Genomic DNA, 14,071 nt, shown 5'->3' on the forward strand with positions numbered 1-14,071 from the left:
CGTGCCGTGCCACCTCGAACCCGGCCGCAGCGTCCACCCCCGGTGACCTGCGAAGGGAACCGGCTGCGGCCCGGCGTGCCGACGTCGGGGCATGATCATGAAGCTCGGCTACACGATGCTGTAGCGGGCAGTCCTTGATGGCCGTGTTCGAGCGGCCGAGGGTTTGGTCGTACGAGACGCCCGGTGCGTGAACCACACACCCTCGGAGTACACGACGTACGGGTCCTACCTTATGCCCCTCCGACAATCGCGCGTCACCGGGTCCCGCCGATCACAGCTGCATCGCGCCCACCGATCGACGTGACGCATGGAACTGCATGCGGCGGTACAGATCTGCGGACACATGCGCCCCGAGGGTTCCGACCGAAAGGACACCTGATGAATCCGAACCGTCCTGAAGTGCGCCCGACCACGGAGCTGGTGAGCGACGAGCCGGCATCCCCGCTGTGGATCGACCGCCTCGTGGAACTGCACGTCCTGGCCGCCAACGGCGACACGGCGGCGGCTGCGGCGGCGGCGAGCTGGATGGCCGAGGACGGAGAGGCCCGCCGGGTGTGGGAGGACGTACAGCGGACCTGCGATCAGGTCCGAGCTGCCCGCCCGGGGGAGTGAGGTGCCCTTCACCGGTCGGCCCCGGCCCTGCGGAGTGATCATGCTCGTCGGCGGCTCGATCCGGTGGGACCGGTCGTGAGCACGGACTGCCGGGTCGCCGAGTCGGACGCGGGTGAGCCGGACCCACGGGTGTTCCGCGATCCGCGGATGGTCGCCGCGTGCTTCGAGGATCTGCCGGCATGCGTGTTCGTCTTCGAGGGACCGGACCACGTCTTCGCGGCGGTCAATCGAGCGGGGCGCGCCCTGCTGAGTCCCACCCGCCGAGTGATCGGTCTTCCCTACCGGGAAGCGCTCCCCGAGGTGGCCGGGCAGCGACTGGTGGACCTGCTCGACAGGGCCTACACGAGTGGGCGGCCGGTCTCCGGGCGCGAGTGGCGCGTCCTGCTGGACACCGAGGGCGACGGCCGGCTCCGGGAGTTCTACCTCGACTTCACGGTGGTACCGACCCGTCCCGGCGCCGACGCGGTGCGCGGGGTGGTCTGGCACGCGATGGACGTGACGGACGTGGTGGCGGCCCGGCGGGCGGCCGAGGCCCAGGCCACCGCGTTCGAACAGCGCTACCAGGCTGCGTTGGACGTGGTCATGGCCCTGCAGCGCAGCCTGCTGCCGGAGCGGTTACCGGTGCTGCCCGGGGTCGGGATGGCGGCCCGATACCTGGTCGCCGACAGCGAGCAGGGCGCCGGCGGCGACTGGTTCGACGCGGTGCCGCTCGGCGACGGCCGGGTCGGGCTGGTCGTCGGCGACGTCGTGGGCTCCGGCACGCGGGCCTCGGCGGTGATGGGCCAGCTGCGGGCGGTGCTGATGGAGCTCTTCCTCGACGGTTGCGAGCTGCCCGAGGTGCTGGCGCGGCTGGACCGCTTCGTCGCCCGGGTGCCCGGGGCGGTGGCCAGCACGGTGTGCGTGGCCCTGCTCGACCCGGCCGAGGGGCGGCTGGACTACGCCTGCTGCGGCCATCCGCCGCCCCTGGTGCTGGCCGCGGACGGGCAGGTCCGTTACCTGCCCGTCGAACCGGGCGGGCCTCTCGGCGTCGCCGCCGCCACCACCGCGACCCCGGTGCAGACCGTCTGGCTGAAGGCCGGTGACGTGGCGCTGCTCTACACCGACGGACTGGTCGAGCGCCCCGACCGGCCGTTGCAGCAGGGCCTGGATCTGCTGCGGATCGTCGCCGATGACGCGCGGACGCAGGGCACCCCTCCCATGATGGCCGCTACGGTCCCGGACCGGGTGTGCGAGCTGACCGTGGAACGCATGACCCGGGACGGCCACACCGACGACGTGACCCTGCTGGCGGTGCAGTGGACCGGGGCCCGCCCGACGCCGTTCCACGCCGATCTCCCCGCGTTCCCGGGCGCGCTGGCGCCGCTTCGCGCCCGGCTCGACGACTGGCTCGTGTCGCTGGGCGGTAGTGACGACGACGTGCACGCCGTCCGGTTCGCCGTGCTCGAGGCCCTCAGCAACGTCATCGAACACGCCTACCCCGACGACGCGGGATCGGTGCGGGTCGAGGGGGTCCTCGACGCCACCGGCCGGATCTGCATGACGGTCGCCGACGTCGGTCGCTGGGCGGTTCCACCGCCCCATCCCGGCAACCGGGGGCGGGGGTTGGCGCTGATCCGTGCCTGTATGGACACCGTGGAGATCGACAGCAGCGCGACCGGCACCACGGTCCTGATGGACCGTGCGCTGAGCCACCTACCCGCCGTCGGCCCCGACCGCGCGGGTCCGCGACCCGCCGTCGCGTTCGGAGAGGACGGCTTCCGCGTCGAGCTCATCGAGGCCGGCTCGCCGCAGGTGGCGGTGCGCGGACCGATCGACCTGTGCACCGTCACCGAACTGCACCAACGCCTCCAGGAGGCCGGCCGCGGCGGGGCGCTGCCGCTGACGATCGATCTCAGCGGCGTGACGCACCTGGCCAGTGCCGGCGTCCAGCTGCTCTACCAGCTGACCGAGCAGATGGCCGCGGACGGCCGCCGGCTGCAACTGGTCGCCCCGGCCGGCACCGCCGCCCACCAGGTCCTGGCTCTCACCGCCCTGAACCAGCTCGCCGACATCGTGGAGACCCCCGAGGGGCTCCCGCGCTGACGGGGCTCGGGCCGGCGCGGTGGCTCAGCGGTCCTTGCGCCGGCCCAGCCGCAGTGGGTTGCCGCCCCGGGAGGCCGGCTCGTCGGGGATCCGCGGCAGCGGCCCGGTGGGTGTGTCCTCACGGTCCAGCCGGTCGATCACCCATTCGACGGCCATGGCGCCGGGGGAGACGCCGCGCTCGGCGGCGAGCCGTCGCAGTTGCTCGATGCGCAGCGCCGGCAGCCGGAGCGCGAAGACCTGGGCCGAACCGAAGCGCCCGGTCAGCTCGGTGACGCCCTGCTCGGACTCCGGGGACAGGGCGGCGAGGTAGGAGTCGAGCTCGGGATCGTCCGGGGGGAGTGCGGCGCCCGTCGCGGACGCGGCAGCGGACTCGTCGGAAGGGCGCTGCCGCGACCGACGGCGATCGCGGAACGAAGGCATGCCGGCAGCCTACGACCGCCGGCTGCGGCGGCCCTCAGTCGGCGAGGGAGAACCCGGCCTCGACCACGGCGGCGTTGATCTCGTCGCGGCCGAGTTCGCGGTCGCTGAGCACGGTGACCGCACCGGACTCCAGGTCGACCTCGACGGAGCGCACCCCGTCCAGTTCACCGAGTTCCTCGGTGACGGACATCGTGCAGTGCCCGCAGGTCATCCCGAGGACGGTGACGCTGCTGCGGAACGGTGTCTCGACACTCATGGGGGCCTCCAGGACTGAGCGGGGCGAACGGACGGTGGCGGATGGTGGCAGAGCGGACCGGTCGCCCCGCGGGGGGCCCGCAGCGGTCAGGAACGGACGAGCCGGGCGATCGCCTCCGCCGCCTCCTGCACCTTGGCCTCACCCTCCTGCCGGCCGGTCCGCGCTGCTTCCACGACGCACCCGGACATGTGCTCGGAGAGCAGTTCGAGCGCGAAGGACTGCAGGGCCCGCGTCGCGGCGGAGACCTGGGTCAGGACGTCGATGCAGTAGACGTCCTCGGAGACCATGCGCTGCAGGCCGCGGACCTGGCCCTCGATGCGGCGCAGGCGCCGCAGGTGGGCCTCACGGCTGTCGGTGTACGCGGGCATGAGTCCTCCCGGCTCGGTCGCTGCACTCGATCATACCCAGCGGGGGTACGGCGCCCCAGCTCGCCGCTGGGGACCTGCGGCCGCTGAGTGATCGCTGATCGTGCTCGGAGGGTGACCGAATGTCGGTGACCTCACCCGGGAAGGGGCATGCGTGCGGTCGGCACGATCGGTAACGTGCCGGTCACGGCCACGGGGGTGGCTGCGCGGCGTGTCCGAGGTGGGGCGCGGTTCCCGATCCGGGTGATGGGGGCCGGGTCGGCGTCAGCGTGCTCGATGCCGGCCTGCGTCATCTCTGCTCAGCCGAGACCAGGTGACGACCGGACGGGGAGGCGTCGATGAGCGGGATCGGCAGCGCACGACGGGACATTAGTGACGAGCGGTCCGTGCCGTCGGGCGCGATCCCGAGTCCGCGGACGGCGGCGGACGCCTACCGGGTCTCCGACGATCAGGTCCACCGCGCTCGCCTGGTCGTTGCCGAGAACTCGGCCGGTTCGGAGGATCTGCGCGAGCTGCTCGACATGCTCGGCCTGATCTCGTCGAACCCCGACCAGCCGCCGCCGGTCAGCCGCTGACCCTCCGAGGCTTCCGGCCCGGCGTCGTTCTCCGGATCCGACGCCGGCCCCGGGGCTGCCGGCACGTACCCCGGTCGACATGGCGACCGTTCCGGGAGATGTCCGGAAGCTACCGGTTCATCCGGTCTGCCGCTCCTCGAATGCGAGGTGCGGGAGTTCCGGCAGAGCCCGCGATCATGGTGGCCGAGGTCACAAAACAGTCGGTGGCGGCAAAATCCCAGGTCGGCGCCTCCGGGCCGGGTGCCCCTCGGGGCGTTCAAGGCCTCCTGACCTGCGATTTCAGGGTGCGGTGAGGCATGGGGTATCCCCGGTTTTGGGTAGCTGGAGGGCCTGCCCTATGCTTGGTCTCGCTCCCAACGGCAAGCCGTTGGAGGGCAAGGATCGCCCCGGTGATCCAAGCCCCCATCGTCTAGCGGCCTAGGACTCCGCCCTTTCAAGGCGGCAGCGCGGGTTCGAATCCCGTTGGGGGTACGTACGATGCACGAAGCAAGGCCCAGTGGCGCAGTTGGTTAGCGCGTCGCCCTGTCACGGCGAAGGTCGCGGGTTCGAGTCCCGTCTGGGTCGCTCCCTTCCGGGGTCCGGTGAATGTTCCGGACCGTCCGGCCAGGTAGCTCAGTTGGTACGAGCGTCCGCCTGAAAAGCGGAAGGTCGGCGGTTCGACCCCGCCCCTGGCCACACCTTCTCACCAGGCATTTCTATGCGCCTGGCTCTCCCTGAGACGCTCAGCTTTAGCAGTCGCTGTAGCAACGGGGTCATCCAACGACGGATGTAGCTCTCGGCTCAGAACGAGATGCCGAAGCCCGCACTGCCGCCTCCCTTGTTCTTGACCTTGAAGTCCACGATCCACCATGCGGCGATCGAGGCAGCTGAGATGCGGATCGCAGGCGGGTGGAGCGACGGGCCGGTCGCGCTGGCAATCATCACTTTGATCAGGTTCAGAGCGGGCTCCCCGGGCCCACCTCCTCCGGGGGCGACGGAGTCCAGCATCGGCTGTGTGATCCCGCTGATCGCTTGACGCAGCTCGTCGTGGCTACCGCGGAACCGTCGTGCGTCGGGCGTTGCCGCAATCGACTCGTGCAAGGACTGCTGCGTGGCCTCCTCGAACTGGCGGCTGCTCACGGGCTGCCCCTGGATCAGCCAGCTCCCGGTGAGGACGTTGAGCACGTTGGGGCACGGACGCTCGTTCTCGGCCGCGTCGATCAAGGCCAGCAGTCGCTCGTCAGGCATGGCTACTCCGCTCTTTGGTCTAGCTGCGTCGGTTAGCCGGTCTAACACAGCTCCTGGGTCTTGGCAGGCTGCGCGTCACCCGATCCGCTCCTGGAGCAGCGCCAGGGCCTCGCGCTTGTCCTTCAGCGACACGTGTGCGTAGATGCCGAGCGTCACACTCATGTCGGCGTGGCCGACGATCTCCTGGACCACGTGCGGCGGGACGCCGAGTCCGAGCAGCAGCGTCACGCAACTGTGGCGGAGGTCATGGAACCGAGTCCCCTCGGCGCCGATCGTCTTCCGCAGCGGGTACCAGGATCGGCGCAGGTTGTCGGGCTCCAGCGGCGTCCCGACTCTGCTGGTGAACACGAGCCCACTGTCGGTCCAGCCGAAGCCGGCCTGCAGCCGTTCCTTGTGCTGGGCGATCCGGTGATCCTTCAGGGCTGGGCGACGACCCGGATCAGCGGGATGGTCCGGGCCGAGCTGTCCGTCTTCGGCGGCAGGAACTGGAGCCGGCCCTCGATCCGCTGGAGCGTCTGCACGATCTCGAGGGTGTTCTCCTCGAGGCCGACGTCGACCCACCGCAGCCCGAGCAGCTCGGTGCGGCGCATGCCGAGGTAGAGCGCCAGGACGTAGAGCGCGTGGAGCCGGTCCTCTTTCGCTGCCGTGAGCAGGTGCTTGGCCTGTTCCGCCACGCCGGAGCCAGCGGGCCGCTCACCGTCCGCGCGGACGGCGCGTTCAACCCGAGCGCCTCGATGAGAAGGCCGACGCTACCCCGAGCGATACACCGGGCACCGGGCGTGCCCGCTGCCGGCGGGCGGTCCGCGCCGGGCTACGCTCCGAAGTCATGATCGTGGGCCCGCCGTGTCGTCGTGGCTGATCTGGGCGGCCGCGGGCGTCGTGATCCTCGCCGCCGGCGTCGGCGTCGCGCTGGTGCCGGGGCTGCGGGCCCGCGCCTCTGACCGGGAGGCCGCGTGGTTGACCGCACGGGCGGCGATCGAGAGTGCGACAGTGAGCCGCGAGGCCTGCGCCGACCAGCCGGACGGGGCCGCGGAGGCGCTAGCCAGAGCGGAGGCGATCGTCGCCCACGGGGGCGGTGTCCGTGCGGCGCGGGCCGCGGCCGAACACGCCAGACGGGCCGACCGGCTGTGGCGGGTGGCCGCCGGTGACTGACCGCGTGTTCCGCAGGTCGCTGATCACTCAGGTGGCGCGCTCCGTGCTCGCCGTCGGCGCACTCGTCTGCGTCGTCTTCTTCGTCGCCGCCCAGGGCCAGGGTGCGGAGGTCACCTACGGATCCCCTGGTGTGCCCGGAAGACCCGAGATCGACAAGCCGCCCGAGTTGCCGACGGTCGACCTGCCGTCGGCCGGGGAGATGGCGGCGATGCTGAGTGCGGAGCCGGTCGTCCGGCTGCCCGGCGCTGTCGCCGCGTGGGACGCGGAGCAGGTGCGGCAGGCGATCGGGGACCACGACGTCCGGATCATCGCCACGCCGCCCGGGCTCACCAAGGAGCAGCGCTCGGCACTCGCGGACGTGGACTTCGAGACCCGCCGCGAACTGGAGGACGACGAGGACACGACCGTCCTCACGATCGACGGGACGCGGGTGTCCGGCGGCATCTACGAGATCGCCCCGAGCACCCTCGACGAGTGGCGGGCACAGTTCAGCCGCAACGACGTGACCGTGCCCCTGGTCACGCTGATCAACGAGCTGACCGGGTCGGGCGACGAGCGCGTCGAGGGACCAGCGGACGAACGGCGGGAACCGTCCGCTGCCGAGCTCGAGGTTGTCGCGACGCAGTTGCGGGCCACGGGCCTGTTCGTCGCGCCCGGGGCCTCACTGACCGACGTGCCGGCCGAAGCGTCGGCCGAAGCGTTCGGGGGTGTGCCTGCGCTGTACACCGCGTTCCCCGTCCAGCCGCTCGAGGAGCAGGTGCCCGACTACGGCCCCGCGCTCGCGCGGCTGTTCCCGGAGACGCCGCTCGTCGTCCTGTACGGCTCATGGATCGAGTACCACGGCCCGCACGCCGCCGACTTCGCCGACGTCGCCGCGGCCGGGTACTACTCCCAGTTCGGGAGCCTGCTCGGCCGGAGCCAGTACCCCCAGGACACCCTGCTGCGCCCGTACCTGGGCGAGATCGCCGACGTTCGCTACGCGGGGCTGTTCGACCGTCCGCTGCCCTACACGCCGTTCGACCCGCTCTCCGTCACGCTGCCTGCGCTCCCCTGGATTTTCGCCGGCTGCGCCGTGCTCCTGCTCGCACTGTCTGCCCAGTCCCTGCTGCGCCGCACCGCGAGCAGACCGTTGGGCACGGCCGCCCGCTTGGGTGGACTGAGCGCGTTGGCTGTCGAGGTCTCCGGGCTCACCGATCGGGCTGACGATCCCGCACTCGCCCGGGCGGTCGTCCACCTGCAGGCCGCACGTGACGCCGTGGTGAAGGGCCTGCCTGACAAGCACGCCCACACGTTGCTCGACCACGCCGCCGCGGAGCTCGACCGGGTCGGCCGATCCGTCCCGTTCGACGGCTACCGGCCCGCCGACTACCTCCGGAGGCAGCGGGTATGACGCGGATCATGCGGCAGCTGGGGACGTGGTTCGGACTCGGCACGGTGGCCTGCCTGCTGCTGGCGATCTGGGCGCTGTGGACCGCAGGCCTGTTCGAGGGACCTGCCGCGCGGACGGTGCGCACGACATCGGTCTACGCCGCGCCCGGGATCGAACTCGACACCGCGGCGGCGGAGCGGATCATCGGCAACCGGCGGCTCGTCGTCGTCTTGCTGGGGCCAGGTGCAGACCTCAGCTCGACGTGCGATGGGCTGGGTAACGCTGCGGCGGGCACCCTGGTACTGGTGATGGCCCGCGAGGACGACGAGTTCGACACCTACGGCTGTGGCTTCCTCGCAGGCGGGGATATCGACGAGGGGGGTTTCGGCGAGCGGGCGGTTGCCGAGTCCAGGATCGGCGCCGGGATCGACGGGTTTGTCGACCGGCCACTGGACGCGCTGAAGGTCGTCGTCCTCAACTACGACCAGTTGGTCGACCTCGACGTCCTGCCGAACGATGCTCGGACGTTCAGCCCGTCCCTGCCGCGCTACCTCATCGCCACCGCCGCGATCACCGCTGTGGTCGGGGGCGCACTCACGTTGTATCTGGCGGCGCGACGCGCAGGTGGCCAGGTGGTGGCGAGCAGCATCCGGCGCGAGGAGTCCGCCGACAGCCGCGCCGTGCTGAGTGCCGAGATGGCGCTCGTCGCGCGACAGATCATCGACCTCGACGGAGCGCCCGGGCACAGGCGCGCAGCACAACACGCCCACCTCGCCGTGGCCTACTCCACGCTGCTCGACGAGATCACGGCCGCCGACCGCGACGGCCGCTCCTCCGACTACGAGCAGTTCACCGCCCGTGCCAGGACGCTGTCCGGGAAGCTGCGCGGCCTGAGCCCCGGCTACTAGGCCGTGTTTAAGAAGTCTGGGCGGCGAGGGCGCGTAGCCAGATGTTGATCGTGGCGATGTGCAGGGTGGCCTCGTAGCGCAGGGCGAGCTTGTCGTATCGGGTGGCGAGCGCCCGGTGCTGTTTGAGCAGGTTGATCCCGCACTCGACCGCGTGACGCTGCCGGTAGATCTGCTCGTCGAACGCCGGTGGGCGCCCACCGGCCGAGCCTCGTCTGCGTCGGTGGGCTTGCTGGTCGACCTTGACCGGGATCGTCGCGGCGATCTTGCGGTCGCGCAGGTAGGCGCGGTTGGCCCGCGACGAGTAGGCCTTGTCCGCGAGCACCCGGTCCGGACGGGTGCGTGGGCGTCCTGGTCCAACCCGGGGCACCCGCAGCGCCTCCAGGACAGGGATGAACTGCGGTGAGTCCCCTCGGTGGCCTGCGGTGATGAGCGCGGCGAGCGGCCGGCGGCCCTGTTCGCAGGCCAGGTGGATCTTCGTGGTCCAGCCTCCGCGGGAGCGTCCGAGTCCGTGGTCGAGTGGCTCGTCGCCGGGCGGTTCGACCTGCTCGTGCGGGCGGCGTTGGGCTCCGGCGGCGTGCTGGTGGGCGCGGTTGATCGTGGAGTCGACCGAGACGTCCCACCGGATCAACCCGCCTGCATCAGCCCAGGCCAGCAGGGTGGACCACACCAGCGCCCACACGTTCTGGCGCTGCCAGCGGCGGAACAGCGAGTAGATCGACTGCCAGTGCCCGTAGCGTTCGGGCACGTCGCGCCACGGGGCGCCGACGCGGGTGCGCCATCGGATTCCGTCGATCAGCGTGCGGTGGGGCCACTTTCGCGGCCGGCCTCGGCCTGTCGGGGCCGGGAGCAGCGGTTTCAGGATCCGCCACTGCCGGTCCGTCAGGTCTTTACGTGCTCCGATCGATAGGCTGCTCAACGAGGTCTCCGGGCGGGCGGTCTTCTTGGTCGTTGATCACCTACCGGAGACCTCACTCATGCCCGGGCACCGACACGCGCCAGCCGCGACCCACCTCGCCGACTTCGTAAACAGCTCCTAGGCGGTCGTCGCCGCGATGGTTGCCGCCACCACGGCGTCGAGCTGTCCCGACAGGCTGGCGTTCATCCCCCGAAAGTCGGCCGCGTACTCGTCGTCGATCTTTTGCGCGACCGCCTCGAGAGACTTTTTTGTCTGTTCGACGGCGACGTCGCGCTCGGCCGCGGCGGCGTCCCGGGCATCACCCCTGGCGGTGTCCATCCTCGCGTAGGCCTCCTCCTGGAGCTTCAGGCTCTCCAACACGTCACCGACCTCCGCTGAGAGGAACTCTGGTACCTCGACCTCGTCCATGTACTCCTTCGTCTTCGCGAACGACGTGGTGTAGGACTTGCTCTCCCGGTACTCGGCGTAGTCGATGGGCTTGGTGGCGACCTCGAAGAGCCTGGTCATGAACCCACCCGCACCCACGACGCGGGTGAACGTCGTGGTGCGGTCGAGATCGGCCGGGTTGTCGTACAGCGTCATCGTCACCTCGGCGTCGTGCAGCGCGTCGTCGATCGCCGTGGCCGCCTCGGCGCCGATCCCGGCGTGATCGAGCTCGGTGCGTGCGTCGGACAGCATGACCCTGAGGACGTCGGCCTTCCCCGCGAAGTGCTCATCGGAAGTGGCCTTCGGCAGCAGCGACTTGGCGATCGCCATACGCGCGCCGATGTACGCCAGGAACCTCTGGTCGGCCGCACCGGCGCCGCGTTCGCTGGTCTTCAGCGCTTCGGTGAGCTGGTCGAGGGCCACGGTGGTCAGGTCGTGGCTCTTCACGAAGCCCGGGAGGTACACGATGTAGCTGTAGGGGCGGAGGATCTGGGCGTTCTGGGCATTGAGACTGTCCACGCAGCCCTTGTAGAAATCAGTCGTGTCCTCGGTGGGTGCGAACCTCGCGAAGCCGACCAGACACTCCTCCGCCATGCTCTTGTACTTCTTCACCTCCTCGAGGTGTCGCGCGGCGTGCCCGGCGTAGAGATCGTGCGTGCCCCTGATCTTCTCGACCGAGGTGATGTACTCGGTCGCCGCGGCGCTGAGGCCTTCGAGCACCTTCCGGTTCACCGGATTGAGGATCTCGTTGCGCTTCTCGTCGGTACTGTTGTCGCTGGAGGAGAGGTAGTCGCCGTCGACGAGTTCGATGAATCTGTCCTGGATGGCGCCCGCGGTGGCGTAGTAGAAAATTCCCTGGAGATAGTACAGATTCTCACTGAGGTCGTCGTCCGCACTGGTGACCCCCGGAATCGCCTCTGTGCTCGCCTCGAGGTCGTGAACGAACCGCACTCCCTCGCGGAGGGTGACGTCCCTCAGACGCGCCTTCTGGTAGTCCTCACTCAGGAAGGCGAGGAGCTTCTCCGGGAGTTCCGGCGGGTGCGCAGTCGCCTCGACCAGCTCCTGGTCCCTCTTATCCCGCAAGCTCGTGACATACTCGTCGGCGGTTTCCCTGAAGTCCTCCGCAGCGGAGTCGAGCGATACTTTCTGCCACAACAATCCGCCGATCAGCACGACGACCAGGCAGCCGACTCCCGCGACCAGCGCTATCCTCCGCCCCGAGTGGGAGGGCTTCTCGGTGCCGACGTTCGCCGCATTCACACCCCGATTTTACCCCTGCCCCGATGAACATGATCATGCCTCGGTGATCACGGTCGATCTACGAGGTGAACTGTTGGCGACGTGCTACGAGACACGGCGCGTCGGGGAGCACTTTCTGTACGGCTTCGAGCACCACGAGAGGAAGAGGCGGGGCCGGCGCCGCGAGGTTCCAGCCTTGACACGGCCGACCCGGTCGATGAGGCGGCCAGGACGACGAGCAAGGCTGCGGAGTGAGCAGGTGGGGGAGCGGCGGTTCGACCCCGCCCCTGGCCACCACATCGCAGCAGCGGTCCTGCCGCCGAGTGTCCAAGCAGTCACGGCGATCGACGGCAACGTCACCGCAGACGCACGTCCAGCTTTCGCGTCGCGGTCCGCTTCTCGTTCGCGAGGCTTACGCGTGGGTGTTAGTCGTCACACCGATGTCCGCGTGCTCGACGATCTCTCGCACGAGCCCCAGGGCGGTGCTGATCGCGGCGGCTGCCTGCGTTCCCGGCCGACCGGGCTCAGCTTCCGATCTTCACCCAGGTTCCGGTTTCGGCCGAGCGGGCCATTGCGTCGAGGGCGACGGCGCTGCGGACGGCGTCGTCCGGCCTCTTCTCCCCCCGGGGGCGCTGGTGTGGCCTGCCGTGGTGCCGGCCGGTCGGGCGCATGCGTGACCGAGCCGAGCTCCCCGCCCCGGACCGTTTCGCGGGCGGCGGCCACCGCAGGGGCATTGCGGTAGTTCAATCCCACCGCACCCTGGGCCCCGGCACGGGCCTCCTCCGAACGACTCCGGCCGCAACGGGAGCTGCGGGAAGCGGTACACAGCTCCCTGGCCGGCGGACCGGTCGTCCGGCACCAGTCCGACGCCGGGCGCGTCGCCGGCGAACAGCCGACGGCCGGCTGGAGGTCAGCGTGCCGCCGTGACCTGGTCGGCCAGGTCGAGGATCATCGCCGCCGGCAGGCGCCGGGCGCCCGGATCGGCACCTGGATCGTCGGGGGCCCACGCGCCCTCGCCCCACAGCACGTGCACCCCCGCCGCCCGCAGGGTCGACAGGTGCGTCAGCCATGCCGGATGTCCGGCGTGCGCGGTGTTGACCCGCGGGAACACGATGACGGGTACGGCCCGGCTGCCGACGGCCTCGTGAGCGGTGGCGAGGGCCTGGTTGTCGGAGATCCCGAGGGCGAGCTTGGCGACGGTGTTGGCGGTGGCCGGCGCGACGATGTAACAGTCCGCCGTGGGGTGCGGGCTGCGCTGGCCGGGCATCCGAAGCTCGTCGCGGACGAGGAAGCCGGTGAGCATCTCCAGCCGGGCCCGCTCCCCGGTGTGTCCCAGCCACGTGGCGGCGGTCGGCGTCAGGGTGATCGCGACCTGCCAGCCACGGTCCAGCGCGGGCTCGACGAGGTCCGTGCGGAGGGTCTCCGTGCCGGCGGCTGCGGAGGCGATCAGCCCGATCACGCCACGCCGGTCGCTCATCACACGACCCGGCACGACCGTGGACGCGCCGGCAGACCCCTGCCCGGGCCGCCACCGGCGACGGGTGCGCGGTGCATGGACGTCACGGTCTCACGACCACGCCCGCGGTGGGGCTGCGTCACGGGCCAGGACGGTCAGCGCCAACCGGGGACGTCGAAGCGACCGGTCGCGATGACCTGGCCCGCCTCGTCGGTGACCTGCAGGCCCGTGAGCATCGTTCGGTCGACCGGCGCCGGCCCGCCCCAGAAGGCGTCCCCCGCAACGATCGGGATCGGGTCGGAGGTCATCCCCGTCCCGTCCCGGAACAGCAGCGTGCACGTCACCATCCCCCCGGGGCGCCCGGCCTCGAGGTACATGTAGAGCCACGACGGTTCGCCCGGGTAGGCGTAGGCCTGCCCGATCTCCCGGCCTTTCGTGGTCAGCGCGGCGAAGAGCACCGACCGCTGCCCGGCGGCGACGGCGCCCGGCGGGCCGGGTGCGGTGTTCGCGACGAACGCCCACCCCAGACCCAGCAGCACGACGGCGACCGCGATCGCAGCCGCCATCCGCCGACCGGCCGTCGGCCGTACCGGGTGCAGCCGGTCCAGCACGCGACTCTCGAACCCCGGTTGCGGCTCCGCGTCGGGGATCAGCGCGCGCAACCGGTCATGGATCCGCGTCAGCCCCTCGACCAGCGCGCGGCACGCGGGGCAGCACTGCAGGTGGGTGAGCGCCGCAGCCCGCTCGCGCCCGGTCATCATGCCGAGGGCCAGCTCCGGGGCGGAGTCCCGGTAGTGCTCGCAGTCGTGCTCAGTCATGGCCGACCTGGCGGCTCTGCAGGGCGGTGTGCAGCCGCAGCATGGCGGCCCGGATACGGGTCTTGGCGGTGCCCAGCGGGATGTCCTCGGCCTCGGCGATCTCACGGGTGGTCATCCCGCGGTAGGCCGCCATCACCAGGGCCCGAGCCTGGTCGGCGGGCAGGGCCGCGATGGCGCGACGCAACTCGACGGCCGACTCGGCAGCGAGCGCGTCCCCCTCCGGGGTGCGGGTGACGGCCGACAGCAGGGC

Annotated in this window: 17 protein-coding genes and 3 tRNA genes; 9 read left to right on the forward strand and 11 right to left on the reverse strand. The window is 70.8% G+C overall.

The window, feature by feature from the left end; translation table 11 throughout:
- The first annotated feature begins 399 nt into the window (after nt 1–399).
- Together HF519_RS10325 and HF519_RS10330 are read left to right on the forward strand one after the other, a co-directional pair.
- Entirely contained in the window at nt 400–612 is a 213-nt protein-coding gene (locus tag HF519_RS10325; RefSeq protein ID WP_169412544.1) for a hypothetical protein, read from the forward strand.
- A gap of 75 nt (nt 613–687) precedes the next feature.
- On the forward strand, nt 688–2,694 hold the full coding sequence (locus HF519_RS10330) for a SpoIIE family protein phosphatase (protein WP_169412547.1): 2,007 nt from the start codon (nt 688–690) through the stop codon (nt 2,692–2,694).
- A 24-nt stretch (nt 2,695–2,718) separates the two neighbouring features.
- Here HF519_RS10330 and HF519_RS10335 read toward each other — a convergent pair whose 3' ends face one another.
- From HF519_RS10335 to HF519_RS10345, 3 genes are all read right to left on the reverse strand, one after another.
- Nucleotides 2,719–3,114 carry a hypothetical protein gene (locus HF519_RS10335; protein WP_169412549.1) on the reverse strand — a complete coding sequence of 132 codons (396 nt, stop codon included), beginning with the start codon at nt 3,112–3,114 and terminating at the stop codon, nt 2,719–2,721.
- A gap of 34 nt (nt 3,115–3,148) precedes the next feature.
- Nucleotides 3,149–3,370: a heavy-metal-associated domain-containing protein gene (locus HF519_RS10340; protein WP_169412551.1), complete on the reverse strand. Its 222-nt coding sequence runs from the start codon at nt 3,368–3,370 to the stop codon at nt 3,149–3,151.
- An 86-nt stretch (nt 3,371–3,456) separates the two neighbouring features.
- Nucleotides 3,457–3,738, reverse strand: coding sequence for a metal-sensitive transcriptional regulator (locus HF519_RS10345; RefSeq protein ID WP_169412553.1), 282 nt, complete (start codon nt 3,736–3,738; stop codon nt 3,457–3,459).
- A 335-nt stretch (nt 3,739–4,073) separates the two neighbouring features.
- Between HF519_RS10345 and HF519_RS10350 the strand changes: the two genes are divergently transcribed.
- From HF519_RS10350 to HF519_RS10365, 4 genes are all read left to right on the forward strand, one after another.
- Entirely contained in the window at nt 4,074–4,310 is a 237-nt protein-coding gene (locus HF519_RS10350; RefSeq protein ID WP_169412556.1) for a hypothetical protein, read from the forward strand.
- 398 nt (nt 4,311–4,708) lie between these two features.
- Nucleotides 4,709–4,781 (forward strand) — tRNA-Glu (locus HF519_RS10355).
- Between the two features lie 19 nt (nt 4,782–4,800).
- Nucleotides 4,801–4,874, forward strand: a tRNA-Asp gene (locus HF519_RS10360).
- A 37-nt stretch (nt 4,875–4,911) separates the two neighbouring features.
- Nucleotides 4,912–4,985, forward strand: a tRNA-Phe gene (locus HF519_RS10365).
- Nucleotides 4,986–5,090: 105 nt separating this feature from the next.
- Here the strand turns inward: HF519_RS10365 and HF519_RS10370 are convergent.
- The 3 genes from HF519_RS10370 to HF519_RS30405 all read right to left on the reverse strand — a co-directional run bounded on the left by HF519_RS10370 (nt 5,091) and on the right by HF519_RS30405 (nt 6,211).
- Complete coding sequence (locus HF519_RS10370; protein ID WP_169412558.1) at nt 5,091–5,537, reverse strand: hypothetical protein; 447 nt, start codon at nt 5,535–5,537, stop codon at nt 5,091–5,093.
- A gap of 75 nt (nt 5,538–5,612) precedes the next feature.
- Nucleotides 5,613–5,885: a tyrosine-type recombinase/integrase gene (locus tag HF519_RS30400; RefSeq protein ID WP_211169826.1), complete on the reverse strand. Its 273-nt coding sequence runs from the start codon at nt 5,883–5,885 to the stop codon at nt 5,613–5,615.
- Nucleotides 5,886–5,953: 68 nt separating this feature from the next.
- A complete protein-coding gene (locus HF519_RS30405) occupies nt 5,954–6,211 on the reverse strand; it encodes a site-specific integrase (protein ID WP_211169827.1) in 258 nt (85 codons plus the stop codon).
- 169 nt (nt 6,212–6,380) lie between these two features.
- On the opposite strand from HF519_RS30405, the gene HF519_RS10380 reads away from it, so the two are divergent.
- The 3 genes from HF519_RS10380 to HF519_RS10390 are packed head-to-tail and all read left to right on the forward strand — an operon-like array spanning nt 6,381 to nt 8,966.
- Nucleotides 6,381–6,689: a DUF6403 family protein gene (locus HF519_RS10380; RefSeq protein WP_169412560.1), complete on the forward strand. Its 309-nt coding sequence runs from the start codon at nt 6,381–6,383 to the stop codon at nt 6,687–6,689.
- Nucleotides 6,682–8,079, forward strand: coding sequence for a hypothetical protein (locus tag HF519_RS10385; RefSeq protein ID WP_211169828.1), 1,398 nt, complete (start codon nt 6,682–6,684; stop codon nt 8,077–8,079). Before HF519_RS10380 ends, HF519_RS10385 begins: the two co-directional genes overlap by 8 nt.
- Nucleotides 8,080–8,087: 8 nt before the next feature.
- On the forward strand, nt 8,088–8,966 hold the full coding sequence (locus HF519_RS10390; RefSeq protein WP_169412563.1) for a hypothetical protein: 879 nt from the start codon (nt 8,088–8,090) through the stop codon (nt 8,964–8,966).
- A gap of 7 nt (nt 8,967–8,973) precedes the next feature.
- Here HF519_RS10390 and HF519_RS10395 read toward each other — a convergent pair whose 3' ends face one another.
- The 5 genes from HF519_RS10395 to HF519_RS10415 form a co-directional block, all read right to left on the reverse strand.
- Nucleotides 8,974–9,867: an IS5 family transposase gene (locus tag HF519_RS10395; protein WP_438826389.1), complete on the reverse strand. Its 894-nt coding sequence runs from the start codon at nt 9,865–9,867 to the stop codon at nt 8,974–8,976.
- A gap of 132 nt (nt 9,868–9,999) precedes the next feature.
- Nucleotides 10,000–11,568, reverse strand: coding sequence for a hypothetical protein (locus tag HF519_RS10400; RefSeq protein ID WP_169412568.1), 1,569 nt, complete (start codon nt 11,566–11,568; stop codon nt 10,000–10,002).
- Between the two features lie 889 nt (nt 11,569–12,457).
- On the reverse strand, nt 12,458–13,024 hold the full coding sequence (locus tag HF519_RS10405) for a flavoprotein (RefSeq protein WP_169412570.1): 567 nt from the start codon (nt 13,022–13,024) through the stop codon (nt 12,458–12,460).
- Nucleotides 13,025–13,158: 134 nt separating this feature from the next.
- Nucleotides 13,159–13,821, reverse strand: a complete 663-nt coding sequence (locus HF519_RS10410; protein WP_169412572.1) for an anti-sigma factor family protein — start codon at nt 13,819–13,821, stop codon at nt 13,159–13,161.
- Nucleotides 13,814–14,071, reverse strand: a 258-nt coding sequence (locus tag HF519_RS10415; protein WP_281358481.1) for a sigma factor-like helix-turn-helix DNA-binding protein, incomplete at its 5' end; no start/stop codon positions are given. The genes HF519_RS10410 and HF519_RS10415, both read right to left, overlap by 8 nt.

The sequence above is a fragment of the Pseudonocardia bannensis genome, assembly GCF_012911875.1.
Lineage (GTDB): Bacteria > Actinomycetota > Actinomycetes > Mycobacteriales > Pseudonocardiaceae > Pseudonocardia > Pseudonocardia bannensis.